Source organism: Natrinema sp. CGMCC1.2065, assembly GCF_051225675.1.
In the GTDB taxonomy this organism is placed as follows: Archaea; Halobacteriota; Halobacteria; order Halobacteriales; family Natrialbaceae; genus Natrinema; species Natrinema thermotolerans.
The window spans coordinates 93880-106790 of sequence record NZ_JBPJSJ010000008.1 but is presented as its reverse complement, the minus strand read 5'-3'; the positions used below and the strand labels follow the sequence as shown (position 1 = coordinate 106790).

Annotated in this window: 19 protein-coding genes; 5 read left to right on the top strand and 14 right to left on the bottom strand. The window is 69.2% G+C overall.

The window, feature by feature from the left end; all coding sequences use genetic code 11:
- Positions 1–89 precede the first annotated feature (89 nt).
- The gene (locus ACSBP4_RS10470; protein ID WP_435552164.1) at positions 90–788 is read left to right on the top strand and encodes an SDR family NAD(P)-dependent oxidoreductase; all 699 of its coding nucleotides are present in this window, start codon (positions 90–92) and stop codon (positions 786–788) included.
- Between the two features lie 63 nt (positions 789–851).
- Here ACSBP4_RS10470 and ACSBP4_RS10465 read toward each other — a convergent pair whose 3' ends face one another.
- A complete protein-coding gene (locus ACSBP4_RS10465; protein ID WP_049966212.1) occupies positions 852–1940 on the bottom strand; it encodes a sulfite exporter TauE/SafE family protein in 1089 nt (362 codons plus the stop codon).
- Positions 1941–2118: 178 nt separating this feature from the next.
- On the opposite strand from ACSBP4_RS10465, the gene ACSBP4_RS10460 reads away from it, so the two are divergent.
- Together ACSBP4_RS10460 and ACSBP4_RS10455 are read left to right on the top strand one after the other, a co-directional pair.
- Positions 2119–2310: a hypothetical protein gene (locus ACSBP4_RS10460; RefSeq protein ID WP_006649522.1), complete on the top strand. Its 192-nt coding sequence runs from the start codon at positions 2119–2121 to the stop codon at positions 2308–2310.
- A gap of 114 nt (positions 2311–2424) precedes the next feature.
- Complete coding sequence (locus tag ACSBP4_RS10455) at positions 2425–2598, top strand: hypothetical protein (RefSeq protein WP_162834897.1); 174 nt, start codon at positions 2425–2427, stop codon at positions 2596–2598.
- A 107-nt stretch (positions 2599–2705) separates the two neighbouring features.
- Here ACSBP4_RS10455 and ACSBP4_RS10450 read toward each other — a convergent pair whose 3' ends face one another.
- The 4 genes from ACSBP4_RS10450 to ACSBP4_RS10435 form a co-directional block, all read right to left on the bottom strand.
- Positions 2706–2990 (bottom strand): translation initiation factor eIF-1A, encoded by a 285-nt coding sequence (locus ACSBP4_RS10450; RefSeq protein ID WP_084158299.1) that lies wholly within the window; start codon positions 2988–2990, stop codon positions 2706–2708.
- A gap of 140 nt (positions 2991–3130) precedes the next feature.
- The gene (locus ACSBP4_RS10445; protein ID WP_049966213.1) at positions 3131–3640 is read right to left on the bottom strand and encodes a YkgJ family cysteine cluster protein; all 510 of its coding nucleotides are present in this window, start codon (positions 3638–3640) and stop codon (positions 3131–3133) included.
- A gap of 156 nt (positions 3641–3796) precedes the next feature.
- Positions 3797–3991, bottom strand: coding sequence for a hypothetical protein (locus ACSBP4_RS10440; protein WP_435552163.1), 195 nt, complete (start codon positions 3989–3991; stop codon positions 3797–3799).
- Between the two features lie 99 nt (positions 3992–4090).
- Positions 4091–4852 (bottom strand): fumarylacetoacetate hydrolase family protein, encoded by a 762-nt coding sequence (locus tag ACSBP4_RS10435; protein WP_049966215.1) that lies wholly within the window; start codon positions 4850–4852, stop codon positions 4091–4093.
- A 219-nt stretch (positions 4853–5071) separates the two neighbouring features.
- Here ACSBP4_RS10435 and ACSBP4_RS10430 point away from each other — a divergent pair, with 219 nt between their 5' ends.
- Positions 5072–5311 carry a hypothetical protein gene (locus ACSBP4_RS10430; RefSeq protein ID WP_006179801.1) on the top strand — a complete coding sequence of 80 codons (240 nt, stop codon included), beginning with the start codon at positions 5072–5074 and terminating at the stop codon, positions 5309–5311.
- 83 nt (positions 5312–5394) lie between these two features.
- Here ACSBP4_RS10430 and ACSBP4_RS10425 read toward each other — a convergent pair whose 3' ends face one another.
- From ACSBP4_RS10425 to ACSBP4_RS10385, 9 genes are all read right to left on the bottom strand, one after another.
- The gene (locus ACSBP4_RS10425; RefSeq protein WP_435552162.1) at positions 5395–5616 is read right to left on the bottom strand and encodes a hypothetical protein; all 222 of its coding nucleotides are present in this window, start codon (positions 5614–5616) and stop codon (positions 5395–5397) included.
- Positions 5617–5748: 132 nt separating this feature from the next.
- On the bottom strand, positions 5749–6204 hold the full coding sequence (locus tag ACSBP4_RS10420) for a hypothetical protein (RefSeq protein WP_435552161.1): 456 nt from the start codon (positions 6202–6204) through the stop codon (positions 5749–5751).
- Between the two features lie 276 nt (positions 6205–6480).
- Positions 6481–7266 (bottom strand): adenosylcobinamide amidohydrolase, encoded by a 786-nt coding sequence (locus ACSBP4_RS10415; protein WP_049966219.1) that lies wholly within the window; start codon positions 7264–7266, stop codon positions 6481–6483.
- 2 nt (positions 7267–7268) lie between these two features.
- Complete coding sequence (cobD, locus tag ACSBP4_RS10410; protein WP_435552160.1) at positions 7269–8318, bottom strand: threonine-phosphate decarboxylase CobD; 1050 nt, start codon at positions 8316–8318, stop codon at positions 7269–7271.
- Positions 8308–9336, bottom strand: a complete 1029-nt coding sequence (cobT, locus tag ACSBP4_RS10405) for a nicotinate mononucleotide-dependent phosphoribosyltransferase CobT (RefSeq protein ID WP_435552159.1) — start codon at positions 9334–9336, stop codon at positions 8308–8310. Before cobT ends, cobD begins: the two co-directional genes overlap by 11 nt.
- 2 nt (positions 9337–9338) lie before the next feature.
- Positions 9339–9926: an NTP transferase domain-containing protein gene (locus tag ACSBP4_RS10400; protein WP_435552202.1), complete on the bottom strand. Its 588-nt coding sequence runs from the start codon at positions 9924–9926 to the stop codon at positions 9339–9341.
- Positions 9926–10705 (bottom strand): adenosylcobinamide-GDP ribazoletransferase, encoded by a 780-nt coding sequence (gene cobS, locus ACSBP4_RS10395; protein ID WP_006649510.1) that lies wholly within the window; start codon positions 10703–10705, stop codon positions 9926–9928. The genes ACSBP4_RS10400 and cobS overlap by 1 nt, the downstream gene beginning before the upstream one ends.
- Positions 10696–11706, bottom strand: coding sequence for an adenosylcobinamide-phosphate synthase CbiB (gene cbiB, locus ACSBP4_RS10390; RefSeq protein WP_435552158.1), 1011 nt, complete (start codon positions 11704–11706; stop codon positions 10696–10698). Before cbiB ends, cobS begins: the two co-directional genes overlap by 10 nt.
- Before the next feature lie 39 nt (positions 11707–11745).
- A complete protein-coding gene (locus ACSBP4_RS10385; RefSeq protein WP_435552157.1) occupies positions 11746–12393 on the bottom strand; it encodes an HAD family hydrolase in 648 nt (215 codons plus the stop codon).
- Between the two features lie 117 nt (positions 12394–12510).
- On the opposite strand from ACSBP4_RS10385, the gene ACSBP4_RS10380 reads away from it, so the two are divergent.
- Positions 12511–12867, top strand: coding sequence for a helix-turn-helix transcriptional regulator (locus ACSBP4_RS10380; RefSeq protein ID WP_435552156.1), 357 nt, complete (start codon positions 12511–12513; stop codon positions 12865–12867).
- The last annotated feature ends 44 nt before the right edge of the window (positions 12868–12911 follow it).

Genomic DNA, 12911 nt, shown 5'->3' with positions numbered 1-12911 from the left:
ATCGGGGAGGGTGAGCGATGGACGGCTTCCGTCCGCCGGCAGCCGTGCGTTCCCCGGGGATTCCTGTGGCTGGCTCGCGTAGCGGACGTATGGACGGAACGACAGCCGTCGTGACCGGCGGTACGCGCGGCATCGGCCGTGCCGTCGCCGAAGCGTTCACGACCGAGGGAGCGACCGTCGTCGTCGGCGCTCGAGACGCCGACGGCGTCGCGGCGACCATCGACGACCTCGAGCGGGCGGGCGGGACCGCCGACGGGCACCGGACCGACGTCCGGGACGAGTACGACGTGGAACGGCTGACCGAGACCGCCGCGCGAGCGGGCTCGGAGGGCGGAATCGATGTCGTCGTTCCCGCGGCAGGGGTCTATCACGGCGAACCGGGGCGGACGCCGATGGACGACGAGTCGTACTCGGCGTTCGACGACCACTGGCGGACGAACGGGCGCGGCGCGTACGCGACCATCCGCGAGTCGCTGCCCCATCTGAACGACGGCGCGCGGACCCTCGTTCCGACGGGTGCGATCGCTCGAGACGGGGACGCGGGCTACGGCTCCTATGCGGTCTCGAAGGCGACGGCGGAGGCGGTAGCTCGCGGGTTCGCCGCGGACACCGAGTACGTCGTCGGCTGTCTGGATCCCGGTACCGTCGCGACGGACCTCTCGGGCGGGACCGGCCGCGATCCGGACTCCGTCGCGCCGATGTTCGTCTGGGCGGCGACCGAGGCGGACCCGACGGCGCTCGACGGGGAGACCGTCGGGCTCCGAGAGTGGAAACAGGCGACCCGGTGACACGGGGCCTCGGTCGGCGATTCGAGGTGGAACCGATCTCAATGTGAGTAGCGAACGTCCCGCTCAGATCCCGCCGGAGGCCATCAGGAACAGCGCGACGGCGATGATCGCGAACAGGCCGCCGACGCCTTTCTTGATGGTACTCGTATCGAGCGCCGCCGAGACGTAGGGGGCGATCTGTCCGCCCAGCGTCGTCGCGGGAACCGTCCAGACGACCATATTCCACGGCGTCGAGGCGAGGTCCATCGTGTGTCCGCCGGGCACGAGCCCGCCGCCGAAGACGTGAACGAGCGAGGCCAACACGGCCGTCGTTGCGACGACGATGTGGTTGGTCCCGATCGCGACGCGAACGGGAACGTCGGTCCGGAGCATCGAGATAATGCCCAGTTCACCGATTCCGAACCCGGCGAGGCCCTGAAAGACGCCGCCGACGCTGTAGTTGGCGAACCGCTCGAGGTAGCCGCTCCGGGAGTAGCGGTAGTCGTTGCCGTCGCGGTCGACCCGCGTCACGGTCCCCGCGTCGTTCGTTTCGACCCCCGCGGGACCGAGCTTGTTCGCGTCGTTTGGCAACTCGGCGGCGCCACCGTCGGCCGCCACCGCCTCGTCGCCGCCGCCACCGCCGGGCTCCTCGTGACTGAGGTTCGCCTTGAGCAGGAGGTACGCCGCGGCCAGGAGCGCGACCCCGAGCAGGGCGTGAAACAGCGGTTCCGGGATGACGAACGACAGCAGGGCTCCGGCGACGACGAACGGAACGCCACCGAGGATCAGCGCCGTCCCGAGCCGTCGATCGACCAGCCCGTACTGGATAAACGCCAGCGCGGAACTCGAGAGGCCAAAGGACTCGCTGATGAGGCCGATCTTCACCAGTGTGTTCGGCTCGAGCGGATACGCGACCAGCGGGAAGACGAAGATGAGGAAGGGAACGAACAGCGCGGAGCCGCTGATCCCGACGGTGTTGACGATGGTCGCGCCGATGAGAAATGCGACGAACAGCCACCAGTACTCGAGCCAGTAGCCAGTCCCGGCATCCGCCGGGGTCGGTGCGACAAAGTAGACGCCGACGACGAACAAAAGCGGCGCGAGAAACACGAACACGTGTTGGTACTTGAGGAGCGTCTTTTGGATGCTCGGCGACGTTGACGTATCGGTCATTGAGGCGTGAACGCTGCTATCGGAGGTCCGAAACAAGAGTATTTTCGTCTGTCCCGTCCATGTGACCCGTTCATATGGCGGCAAGTGCGGCTGAAGACAGTGGAGCGCGCTCGTGGGCTCCCGCGTGGCGGAAATATCCTCAATCTTTATCACACTAACTACGGTACGTACTAGCACGATGAGTTTTCCAGAAGGGCCACGGAAGCCGGGCGAGCAGTCCGCACTCGAGGACGACGCCGATCACGTCGATCACGCCCCGACGGACGGACTCATCTCGACCGTCCGCGAGTCCATCCGGCGGCACGTCCGGACGTGGGCGGATCGGTACGTCGAAATGCGCGTCGAGGCACGGACCGACGGTCGAACGTAACGGCGTTCGCCGTCCGGTAGATCAGTTTCGCCGCGACACGCGTCGACCGCGAGCGATCGGACCGCGACGAACAGTTATGCTCCCTCGTGCCATACTATACCACGGGGAACGACAATGCAAGCAATCGCGACGAAAGCGGTCACCTGTCCGCACTGCGGGGAGAGCGCGACGGTCTCCCTTCCACGTGAGGAGGTCGATGTGAAGATACGGCAGTCGGTCGCGGCGTTTGGCGACCACACGACGGTTACCTGTTCGGACGGCCACACCTACTGGGTGTACTTCTGTTAACACAGTCGGCCTCGTCGTCCGATTTTTCACGGCTCGAGGAGGAGCTGTTGCTAGGTAGGTCGTCGTCTCGAGAGAAAGCTAGTAGTTGTCGGACCCGGTCGCGTGGTTCAATCGATGTGGCCTTCGCGACGCAGTTGATCCGCGTCCTGGCCGGTGTAGCGCCACTCGATCGTGGCCTTCTCGTCCTGCCAGTCCCACGGCTCGGCGACGACGATGTCGTCTGGCTCGATCCAGGTGCGGTATTTCATGCGCCCGGGGATGCGGCCGAGCCGTTCCTTGCCGTCTTCACACCGCAGTTGGACGTGATTGCCACCGAGGTGTTCGGTTACGACGGCGAATACTTCGTCGCTGTTGGGCATACGGAGGTTCCGCCGCCCGGAGTCTTCTGTCACAGTTTAACTACGTGCGGCAGCCCTTTAAACGCTTGGAGAGTCGTGGTATCTCCCCCCACGATACTGTTCATCTATTTATCTGTCACGGGAAAATAGCTGACGGCCGTTTGCCATTTACGGGAGGTTCGGTGGGGGCACCGCTACAGTTCCCGGTCCGAGTCGGGGTTCTCGAGGTCCCACAGCACTTCCGGGAGGAACGCATCGAGGTTGTCGATGACCGACCGCTCGCTGACGTTCAGTCCCTCGCAGTGGTCGTGGGCCGAGTCCCGAATGTCGACGTGGAGGTCACCGTCCTCGAGCCGGACGGCGAGTGGAAAGACCGAACACCGGGTGGGTTTCCAGTCCTCCTCGAGATGGAGCGTACAGAGGCCGTCCTCGCGCAGGAAGGCACAGGCGTGGCCGTCCTCGGCGACGTGGTCGTCGCGCTCTTTGGGCTCGCGGGTGACGAACTTCTCGCCGCGGAAGTCGGTCGTCGTCTCCGAGAGGTTCGCCCGCTGGGCCAACTCGAGGAGGTCCCGATCGTACAGCAACACGCCATGGTGACAGCACCACGTGCAGTCGTCGACGCACTCGAAGGTGAGTTCGGGGTCGAACTCGACGACGACCTCGCGGCCGGGGTAGACCTCGACGCGTCGGGTGTCGGCGCTCACGTGTCGTCGGTGGGCGGTCGCCGTGAAGTGCCTTTCTACCCGGCGGTTCGGTCTCTCGTCGAGCGGCGGTCGACCGGTCACGTCCCGTCACGCACGCCGTTCGGCGCTGCGGAGTGTCACTCTAGAACGCGACTTTTTCGGACCCGACGCCCGTAATCACATTCGAGTCGCTTCCTTCGCTTCTTCGGCGTGTTCGAGTGCGAACTCCAGTTGCCGGCGGTGAACCGCTTCCAGTTCGTCCGCATCCGCATCGGTGAGTTTCGTCGTCACGACCACGCCGGGGAGACTCGTCTTCAGTTGTGACCCGCCTGTCTCGAGCAGTTCCTCTAGGTCGAATTCGTCCATCGACATCGGTCCAATTAGGGGCGCTTGAGGCATCCGTGTTTGCCCTTCGATGATAGGGGTTCGGGGAGACGGTCGTAGGACCGGCCGGTGCGTTCGCGCGACGAACTATGCTCGAACGGACTCTCCCTCGAGCGGCAGGGTCTCGCGCTCGCTCGAGTTCACGACGGTATTCCGGAGCGTGCCGACGCCCTCGTAGGTAATCTCGACGGTGTCGCCGGGGTCGACGAGGCCGGGGTTGGCCGGACTGCCGAACGAGACCACGTCGCCGGGCCGGAAGGTGACCCGTTGGGAGAGATACGCGATGATCTCGTCGGGATCGAACAGCATCAGTTCGGTGTTGGCCTCCTGGCGGCGCTCGCCGGCCACGTCGGTGTACATGTCGATCCCGGTCGGGTCGACGGCGGTTTCGATCCACGGGCCCAGCGGGCCAGAGGCGTCGAAGGCCTTCCTGGGTGTGCGCCCACCCTGATCGAGCGCGTCCACATCGTTCATGATCGTGTAGCCCCGGACGACTTCGGGGACCTCGTCCTCGGAGAGGTTCCGGCAGGGTTCGTCAATGACGGCCGCGAGTTCGCCGGCGTAGGTCACCTCGTCGCTGAACGACGGATAGGGAACCGGATCCCGGTGGCCGACCAGCGACGCCGGCGGCTTGATGAAGAAGTCCGGTTCCTCGGGGCGTTCGTACTCCATCTGGTCGATGGTCGCCGCGAAGTTTCGGCCGATACAGTACAGCGCCGAGGGCTCGCAGGGCGGCAGGAAGTCGGCGTCCGTCCCCACCTCGTAGACCCCGTCGTCGGCGTGAACGACGCCGTCCTCGTACCGTCCCGATACCGGTCCGTCGTCGGTCGCGATCCGCGCGAGTTTCATTACCGGCGGTGTCGGTTCCTGCCGATTAGTCGTACCGGTTCCATTGCGGAGCGGGTCGGGTCGATCGACTCGGCGAGGCCCGGGGTCAGCGCTCCCGGGCCGGAACTGCGGACTCGAGCGCAGTTCCCGGCCGAGAATCCACCGCCGGCGAGTTCGCCGCGACCGCCGGGCAGATGCAGGGCCAGTCTATACCCTTCCCCCCGGCGGAGGGGAACGTGCATGTCCGCACACTTCACCGACGACGACGAGGGAAAACGGGTCGTCAACGCCAACGGCGACGAGATCGGGATCGTCCAGTCCGTCAGCGGCGGGACCGCCCACATCGACCCCGATCCGGGAATGACCGACACGATCAAATCGAAACTCGGTTGGGGCGACCGCGACGAGGACACCTACCCGCTCGACGACGACCACGTCGAGTCGATTTCCGACGACGAGGTCCGCCTGCAGCGCCTCTAAGGAGTCTTCTTCCGGTCACGCCGAGACTATTTATACGGGGCGACAGCGGCCGCTCGAGCGACGCGGGTCGCGACTCCCCGAGGTCAGTCCTCGAGCAGCAGGTAGGTCCGACCGCCGCGGTGTTCGAGCGAGACGGCGTCGGTGTCGACGTTCGTCCGGACGAACTCCTCGAGGCCCGCCGCGCGGCGGTCGGTGACGTCGATGCGCCGTCGCTGCCGGCCGGCCGGGTCCGCGGCCGCAGTGACGGCGGTGTCGGCCTCGCTGCGCTCGGTTCGGTCGTCGGTCCGCTCGAGTGTCAGTTGCATACCGTACAGTGAGACCGACTGTTCATCAAACCGATCCGTCCGGAGTGGAAGTGAAAGTGCGGGACGGAGCGACGCTCGAGGCCGAAGGCCGCGCCTCGAGTCGGACCGGTCGGCGGACGCGGTCGCGCCGCGTCACCCCACCGTCTTGATCTCGACCCGCCGCGACCCCTCGTCGGTCTCGAGGGCGACCGTCTCGACGATCGCCTCGCGGGCGCGCTCTCGCCACGCCGCGACCGACTCGGCGTGTCGCTTTCGGATCCGCTCGGCCGCGTCGGAGTCGGGGTCGGCGTCCGCGTCGGCGAGCGCCGACTCGAGGTCTGGGTAGTCGGCGACGACGTCGTCGGCGATGACGGCGGCCGGCGAGAGGTGTACTGCACCGGTCAGTTCGGCGTCGTCGCGGCGGTAGACGTGAATTCGGGCCCGCATCCGGCCGTGGAACGGCGGCGTGACTCGGAGGACGGCGTCACCGGGGTTCTCCCGGCCGTAGACGTAGGCATCGACGGCGTCCTCCGGCGACAGCGCGATCGACCGGATGGCCCTCGGGTCGTCCTCGCCCGGTTGGTCGTCGGTCCCTGACGGATCGTCCATCGGCCGACGGTTGGGCTCGAGACGGGTTAACTGTCGGGTTGGAACCGCCGCGGTGTGGCGAACCGACGTCGTGGGTTCGCGCTCGGAACCCGACCGAAGATTGTTGTGACTAGAATCACATTTTCCTGCATGGACTGGGCCCTCCGAATCCGGAAGGACGTTCCGCCCTGGCTGTTCAAACTCGTCTTAGTCGTCGCGATCGTGCTGATCGCGGGCCTGCAGTACGTCGGCGTTCTGTAGCCGTCGCCGAACCGTCGATGACCGTCGCTCGAGAGGTCACTCGAGCGGGGGCCGAAAGACCGCGGCACGGCCGTCGGTGGAGACGCCGTAGGTGGCGTCGATGACCGAGTCCGGGGCGTCCGCGTCGCGGTCGGCGTAGTGGGCCCGGAGCGACGCCCGAACGGCGTCTCGAACGCAGGCGCGGGTCGCGGCGCCGACCTCGGTCCCGCTGCCGGAGAACTCGGCCGGCCGGCCTTCGGGGTCGTGGCCGACGACGATCGCGTCGGTCGTAGTCCCCGGAAACCCGGTTTCTGCTAGCAAGGTCGCGGCCTTGGCCTCCGCGGCGACGGCGATCAGGTTCTCGAGCGCGCCCGGCGCGAGCGACCGGGTCGTACCGACGACGACGTTGACGGTCCCCCGACCCTGTCCCTGGGCCGCCTCGTCGGGTGCGAGGGGGTCTGCATCGCCCCCGTCGGTTCGGTCCGCCGCCTCGCGTGACCGCTCGATCGGTAACGCGGCTGGGTTCGAGATCCCGGCAGTCGCGTAGACCGTGACCGGCCCGCGGCACGCGCCGCGCGCGTCGTCGATATCGACGCCGGTCAGCAGAGCCGGCCCGCGGCGCATCGTACCCGCCGGGTCAAAGCCCGCTCGCTCGAGGCGTTCCCCGACGTAGGCGGCCAGATCCGTCCGTTCCCAGCCCTCGGGCACCGAGATGTTGTAGGCGTGATCGGCCGTTTGACGCCCGCCGTTCGGCCCGGTCGAGAGCCACTCGGTGGCCGGCCGCCCCACGCGGAGGACGCCGTCGCGTCGGATCGCGCCGTAGGCCGGGTCGGGGTCGGACATCGTCAGTCGTCGCCGCCCTCGTCGGCGTCGCGAACGCCCAGCGCGGAGAGCAGTTGGTCGTTCGCCGCGCGGTCCTTGACGGCGACGCGGACGTGTGAATCCAGCCCACGGAACGTCGTCGCGTCCCGGACGGCGACGCCGGCGGCCCGCGCGTCGGCGATCACCGTCGCCACGTCGCGGTCGCCGACATCACACAGCAGGTACGGGGCCTCCGAGGGGTGGACGTCGAACCGAGTCTCGAGGGCCTCACGAAGCCGATCACGCTCGTCCGCGACCCGCTCGCGCGTGTCTCGGACGAAGTCGTCCTGTCGAAGGCAATGCGTCCCGACGCGAGCCGCCGGCGTGCCGAGCGACCACGATCGGCGGGCGGTCTCGAGCGCGTCGCGTCGGTCCCCGCTCGCCACGGCGAACCCGGCTCGTAGCCCCGGCAGGCCGAAGAGCTTGGTGAGCGAGCGGGCGACGACGACGTTTGCGCGGTCCAGCCGACCCATCGACGGCCGGTCGGTGAAGCCGAGGAACGCCTCGTCGACGAGCAGCGTCGTGTTCGCGTCGGCACAGCGGGCCGCGAACGCCTCGAGCGCGTCCGGGTCGACGGCGTCGCCGGTCGGGTTGTTCGGCGTACAGACGACCGCCAGCGCGCACGGCTCGAGGGTGGTCGGTCCGAGGTCGAGCAGGTCGTCGTAGCGGACGAACCGCGGCGTGGCCCCCTGCAGCCGGATCTCCCGGGCGTACTCGCCGAAGCTCGGGTACGGCACCAGCGCCTCGTCGCCCGACTCGAGGACGGACTCCATGGCCAGCCGGATCGCGGCGAGCCCGCCGGGGGACGGGATCACCCGCTCGGGGGCACAGCCGACGAATTCGGCCGCGGCGGCCCGGAACTCGGGATAGTCGTCGTCCGGATAGCGTCTGGAGTCCTCGAGCGCGGCCGTGTAGACGTCCGCGACCCCGTCGGGAGTCCGCGGGTTGGTGTTGGCCGAGAAGTCGAGCAGGTCCCGGTCGGTCTCGCCGCCGTGAGGGACCCGCTCCCCGCGTCGGATCGCGTCAGGCTCCACGGGGCTCCTCCGTCGCTTGACGCTCTTCACCCGACCCGTCGATTCCGAGCCGGGCACAGACCGCCTCGAGCCGGTCCCTGACCGCAGCCATCTCATCGTCGGGGACCAGCGAGAGCGCGCCGCCCATGGCGACGCCCTCCTTGGCCTCGCCGGCGCAGTAGCGTTCCATCGCGACGTGGTCGCGTCCGTCGAAGCCGGGATCGGTGACGGTGAGATCGCACCCGACCTGCTCACAGGCCGCCTCGAGCCGGTCGCCCTGCTCGTCGGCCACGAACGACGTGGTCGCGATCGATAGCGGGGCGTCGATCCCGGCGTGACGCAGGACGGCGGCGACGGCGATCATCTGCGTGCCGCCGGCCAGCGTCACCGCGGTGCCGGCCTCGAGCGCGCCGGCGGCGATCCCGGCCACCGTCGGCTGGACGGGGTCCCCGACCGCTTCGATCGCCGCGAGCGGGCGGCCCTCGCAGTCGCCGGGCTCGAGGTCGCTCGCGGCCAGTGCCTCGTCGACGACGCGGCGCTTGCGCTCGATCGGATTCTCCGGCAGCGACGATGAGACGGCGGTCGGCTCGCCGAGCGCGGTGAGGACGCCGAGCGCGGTCGTCGTGCCGCCGGGGACCGTCTCGCCGATCAGCAGTTCGTCGTCGGGGAGGCTCACGCCGTAGTCGTAGGCGCGGTCGAAGACCGCGTCCGCCGACGGCACGGCGACGGCCTCACGTACGTCGGTCCCGGGTTCGACGCCCAGATCGACCGTCGGCGCGGCCGTCGACTGGGTGAGCCCCGCGTCGACGACCGCGACGTCGAAGTCGATGACCTCGCGAACGGCGCGGGTCACGGCCGCGGGCGTCGGACAGCCGTTCGGGCTCACCGGCGTCACCGGCGACATGACGGGTTCCCCGTACGCGAGGATCTCGACGTCCGCGGAGGGCGTGTGTTCCATCAGCTCCGGGGCGGCCCCGGCGGCGCTGATGCCGTCGATCAGGGCAGTCTCGGTCGTTCCGGCGGGGAGGACCACACGCATGGTCAGCGACCCTCTCCGTCCCGGGTCCGCAGCCGGCCGGCCGCGAGCCGTGCGTCTTCGCGTCGGTTCACGTTCACTGCGAGTCGTGGATCGTAGTGGATGTCGGTCATGGATGGTGAATCGTCGGTCGCGCCGACCACGTTGACGCCGGTCGGCGAGAGGTGGTCCTCGGGCTCGAGCCGCGAGTCGATGCTGACGCCCAGCCGGCGCTTGAGCGCCGCGGGGACGCAGACGGTCCGCGAACCGCAGTCGTCGCCGTGGGCCGCGAGGACCCGGTCGAGGACCGGTGGCTCGAGCAGCGGCAGATCGGCGGCGACGGTCAGGATCGGCGCCTCGAGGGCGGGTCGATCGAGGACGGTCATCAAATCAGCCACGTAGCCGTCGCCGGCCGTCTCGATCGTCCGGATGCCATCGCGGTTCTCGAGGTGTGCCCGGGTTTCGGGTGCGTTCGGCGAGACGGCGGCGTAGACGGTCTCTATCCGGCTCCCGCTAAGCGCCGACAGGACGCGATCGATCATGGGAGTCCCGGCGATCGGGTGCAGGGGCTTCTCGTGGGGGCTCTCGAGGCGGGTCCCCTTCCCGCCACACATCACGACAGCGTCCACGCGATCACCCCCAGATGGACGCCGGCGACGCGGCCGATCTCGTTGGCCGCGCCGAAGATATCGCCGTTGATGCCGCCGAGGTGGCGATCGGCCCAGTACCACGGGAGCGCGAGGCCGGCGACGGCACCGGCCAGCGCGACCGCGACGGGGAGCGGCCGGGCGAGCGCAGTGCCGACGCCGGCGGCCGCTGCGACGGCGATCGTGAGGGGAAGCAGGAACGATCCCGGCGCGGCGGCGTCAGTGAACCCCTTGCCCATCCCCTCGTACGCGGCACGGCCGAAACAGGCCATCGCGGCCATCCCGAGTTTCGTGCCGATCTCCGCACCGATCGCGACGCCGACCGCCGCGGGGACCGACAGTCCGGCCAGCCCGAGACCGCCGAGCGCCAGTACAGCGACGGTGATCGCGACCGCGAGCAGCGCGCCCACGCCAGTCGTCGTGTCCTTCAGCACCTCGCGGCGGCGCTCGGCATCGCCGTGGACGACCAGCGCGTCGCCCAGGTCCGCGATCCCGTCGAGGTGATGGATCCCCGTCACGGCGTAGACCGAGAGCAGATACCCCACCGCGACGGTCGGTGCCGCGAGCGTCCCAACGGCAAGCAGCGGCAGCGCCGCGAGCGTTCCGGCCACGAGGCCGACGACCGGGAACGCCGCCGGCGTCGTCCGGAAGGCCGTCCAGTCCCCGTCGCGGTAGCCGACCGGCAACCGGGTCAGAAAGCCCAGCCCGCCACGGAGGGCACCGATCCAACGACCGATCAGGCCCATCGGACCACCTCCGCCGGGGCGGCGTCGCCGGTCGTCAGTATCGCTCGCAGCGGCTCGAGTCCGGGGGCAAACGGTGTCAGCACAGTCGTGACGATGGCCGCCAGCGCGACCGCGACGGCGATCGCGACGACGGCCGCGCGGCCGACGACGGCGACGGCCCGCTCGCCCTCGGCCAGCGTCGGGAGGTCGGCGTCGGGGTTGAGGTCGTAGACACCGACCTTCTCGAGGCGAACGCCGAGCGCACAGGCTAGCGTCGCCATCGGCCAGCCGGAGTTGGGCGACGGCGGAGTTTGCGCCCACGCTCGAGCGCGGGCGAGCGAGAGCGGGTCGACCGCGGCGACGGCGATCGAGACGGCCGCGAGACGTGCGGGAAGGAACATGACGAGATCGTCCAGTCGGGCGCTCGCGGTCCCGATCGGCTTCGAGGGATAGCCAAGCATCGAGTCGAGCGTGTTGATGCCCTTGACCCACGCGGCGGCCGCCGCGGCGGCCGGCAGCGACACCGGCGCGAGGACGGCGAAGGGGACCAGCGTCGCGACCAGCCCGTCGGCGAGGTTCTCGGCCGCGCTCTCGACGGCCGCGCTACGGAGCCCCGCCGGCGAGAGGGTGGACGTGTCCCGGCCCACCAGCCCGCGGACCCGCTCGCGGGCTCGATCAGGGTCCCCGTCGGTCGCCGCCACCACGTCCCGGGTCAGCTCGAGCAGCGAGCGCAGGCTGGTCGTCAGAAAGAGGACGAGCGCGGCGGTGACGGGACCGGCCATCGGATGCAGCGGCGTCGCCACGAGGACGAGACCGCCCGCGACGGCGGCGGGGACCAGCGGTGTGAGGACGGCGACGGCGACTCCGACCAGCCGCTGTCCCCGCTCGCTGCCGGCCCAGTTCCGGTCCGCGACGTCGACGAGTCGGCCGAACCAGGCCACCGGGTGGACGGCCGTCGGCGGCTCCCCGATCAGCAGGTCGAGGCTGAACGCCAGCCCGAGGACCGCAAGCGTCGTCAGCACACCGGCGTCGCCTCCATGCTAGTCGGAGCGGGGCAGCGTTCAGTCATTACTGCTGTGTTCGTCGGCCGACACCGTGGCCAGCCGGTCGGGAACGTCCGCGAGCGACACTTCCTCGAGGAGCAACGCCATGCCGCCGACGGCCTCGACCCCGCCGTCGGTGCCGGGGTCGTCGCCGACGTGGACGAGGTCGGCAGGCGCGACGCCCAGTTCGTCGGCGGTCAACTCGAAGATCTCGGGGGCTGGCTTGCGCCAGCCACAGCCCACGCTCGAGACGACGGCGTCGAAATCGTCGCGGTCGAACGCCGAGCGGACGAGCGTGCGACCGACGAGTTCCGGGACGCTGCAGTTCGAACAGATCGCGACGGGACCGCGCTCGCGGGCGGCCGCGACCGCCTCGCGTGCGCCGGGTCTGGTCTCGACGTCCGGATCGAACGCCGCGACGACGGCCCGTCTGGCCGCGTTCCCCTCGTAGTCGACGCCGCGGCTTGCAAGCGCCCGCGAGACGTGGGCCGGTAACGGGATCTCCGCACCCTCGGGTGCATCGATGTGTGGCTCCGCGTAGGCGTCGGCCCAGTCGTCGGGCACTCGAACGTCCCGCTTCTCGAGTTCGGCCGCGACCGCGGCGGCCGGGTCGGTCGGTCTGTCGGCGTCTACCAAGGTCCCGAAGAGGTCGAACGATACTCCCACAGTGGTGTGACTAGCACAATCTGACTTTAATTTCGCGGTCCGTCGGTGATGGGTCACGACCTTTTGGATGGTTTTGTGCATACCCCTTTGAAACCGTCGCGGCCAGTCGGACGTACGATGTCCCAACGACATGTGCCGATCCGATCCCAGATCACGACGGCCGTGGGCCGGACCGTTCGAGCCTGTACCGACGCGTTCAGTGCGACCGGGATCGTCGACCCCGACGATGGGCCGACCAGCAGGGGCGACCTCGTCGCGTACGGTCTCACGCCCGCCGAATACGTCAGGGCGGTGCTGGTCGAACACGGCGGTCGGATCAAACAGCACCGATTCGCCGACCGGTACGGCTGGTCGGCGGCGTCGCTCAGCCGCCTCCTGACCGAACTCGAGGACGAAGGCGTGATCGCCCGCTACCGGGTCGGCCGCGAAAAGGTCGTCTGTCTGCCGGAGGCGGTCCCCGAGTCGGCCCGCTGACTATCGTCACGCTGGGTCGTGTCGTCGAAACCGCGAGTGCGGCG

Excerpts from the sequence above, each read along its gene's own strand:
- ACSBP4_RS10470 (WP_435552164.1), top strand. The coding sequence starts at position 90 with ATGGACGGAACGACAGCCGTCGTGACCGGCGGTACGCGCGGCATCGGC.
- ACSBP4_RS10465 (WP_049966212.1), bottom strand. The coding sequence starts at position 1,940 with ATGACCGATACGTCAACGTCGCCGAGCATCCAAAAGACGCTCCTCAAG.
- ACSBP4_RS10460 (WP_006649522.1), top strand. The coding sequence starts at position 2,119 with ATGAGTTTTCCAGAAGGGCCACGGAAGCCGGGCGAGCAGTCCGCACTC.
- ACSBP4_RS10455 (WP_162834897.1), top strand. The coding sequence starts at position 2,425 with ATGCAAGCAATCGCGACGAAAGCGGTCACCTGTCCGCACTGCGGGGAG.
- ACSBP4_RS10440 (WP_435552163.1), bottom strand. The coding sequence starts at position 3,991 with ATGTCGATGGACGAATTCGACCTAGAGGAACTGCTCGAGACAGGCGGG.
- ACSBP4_RS10435 (WP_049966215.1), bottom strand. The coding sequence starts at position 4,852 with ATGAAACTCGCGCGGATCGCGACCGACGACGGACCGGTATCGGGACGG.
- ACSBP4_RS10430 (WP_006179801.1), top strand. The coding sequence starts at position 5,072 with ATGTCCGCACACTTCACCGACGACGACGAGGGAAAACGGGTCGTCAAC.
- ACSBP4_RS10425 (WP_435552162.1), bottom strand. The coding sequence starts at position 5,616 with ATGCAACTGACACTCGAGCGGACCGACGACCGAACCGAGCGCAGCGAG.
- ACSBP4_RS10420 (WP_435552161.1), bottom strand. The coding sequence starts at position 6,204 with ATGGACGATCCGTCAGGGACCGACGACCAACCGGGCGAGGACGACCCG.
- ACSBP4_RS10415 (WP_049966219.1), bottom strand. The coding sequence starts at position 7,266 with ATGTCCGACCCCGACCCGGCCTACGGCGCGATCCGACGCGACGGCGTC.
- cobT (WP_435552159.1), bottom strand. The coding sequence starts at position 9,336 with ATGCGTGTGGTCCTCCCCGCCGGAACGACCGAGACTGCCCTGATCGAC.
- ACSBP4_RS10400 (WP_435552202.1), bottom strand. The coding sequence starts at position 9,926 with ATGTGTGGCGGGAAGGGGACCCGCCTCGAGAGCCCCCACGAGAAGCCC.
- cobS (WP_006649510.1), bottom strand. The coding sequence starts at position 10,705 with ATGGGCCTGATCGGTCGTTGGATCGGTGCCCTCCGTGGCGGGCTGGGC.
- ACSBP4_RS10380 (WP_435552156.1), top strand. The coding sequence starts at position 12,511 with ATGTCCCAACGACATGTGCCGATCCGATCCCAGATCACGACGGCCGTG.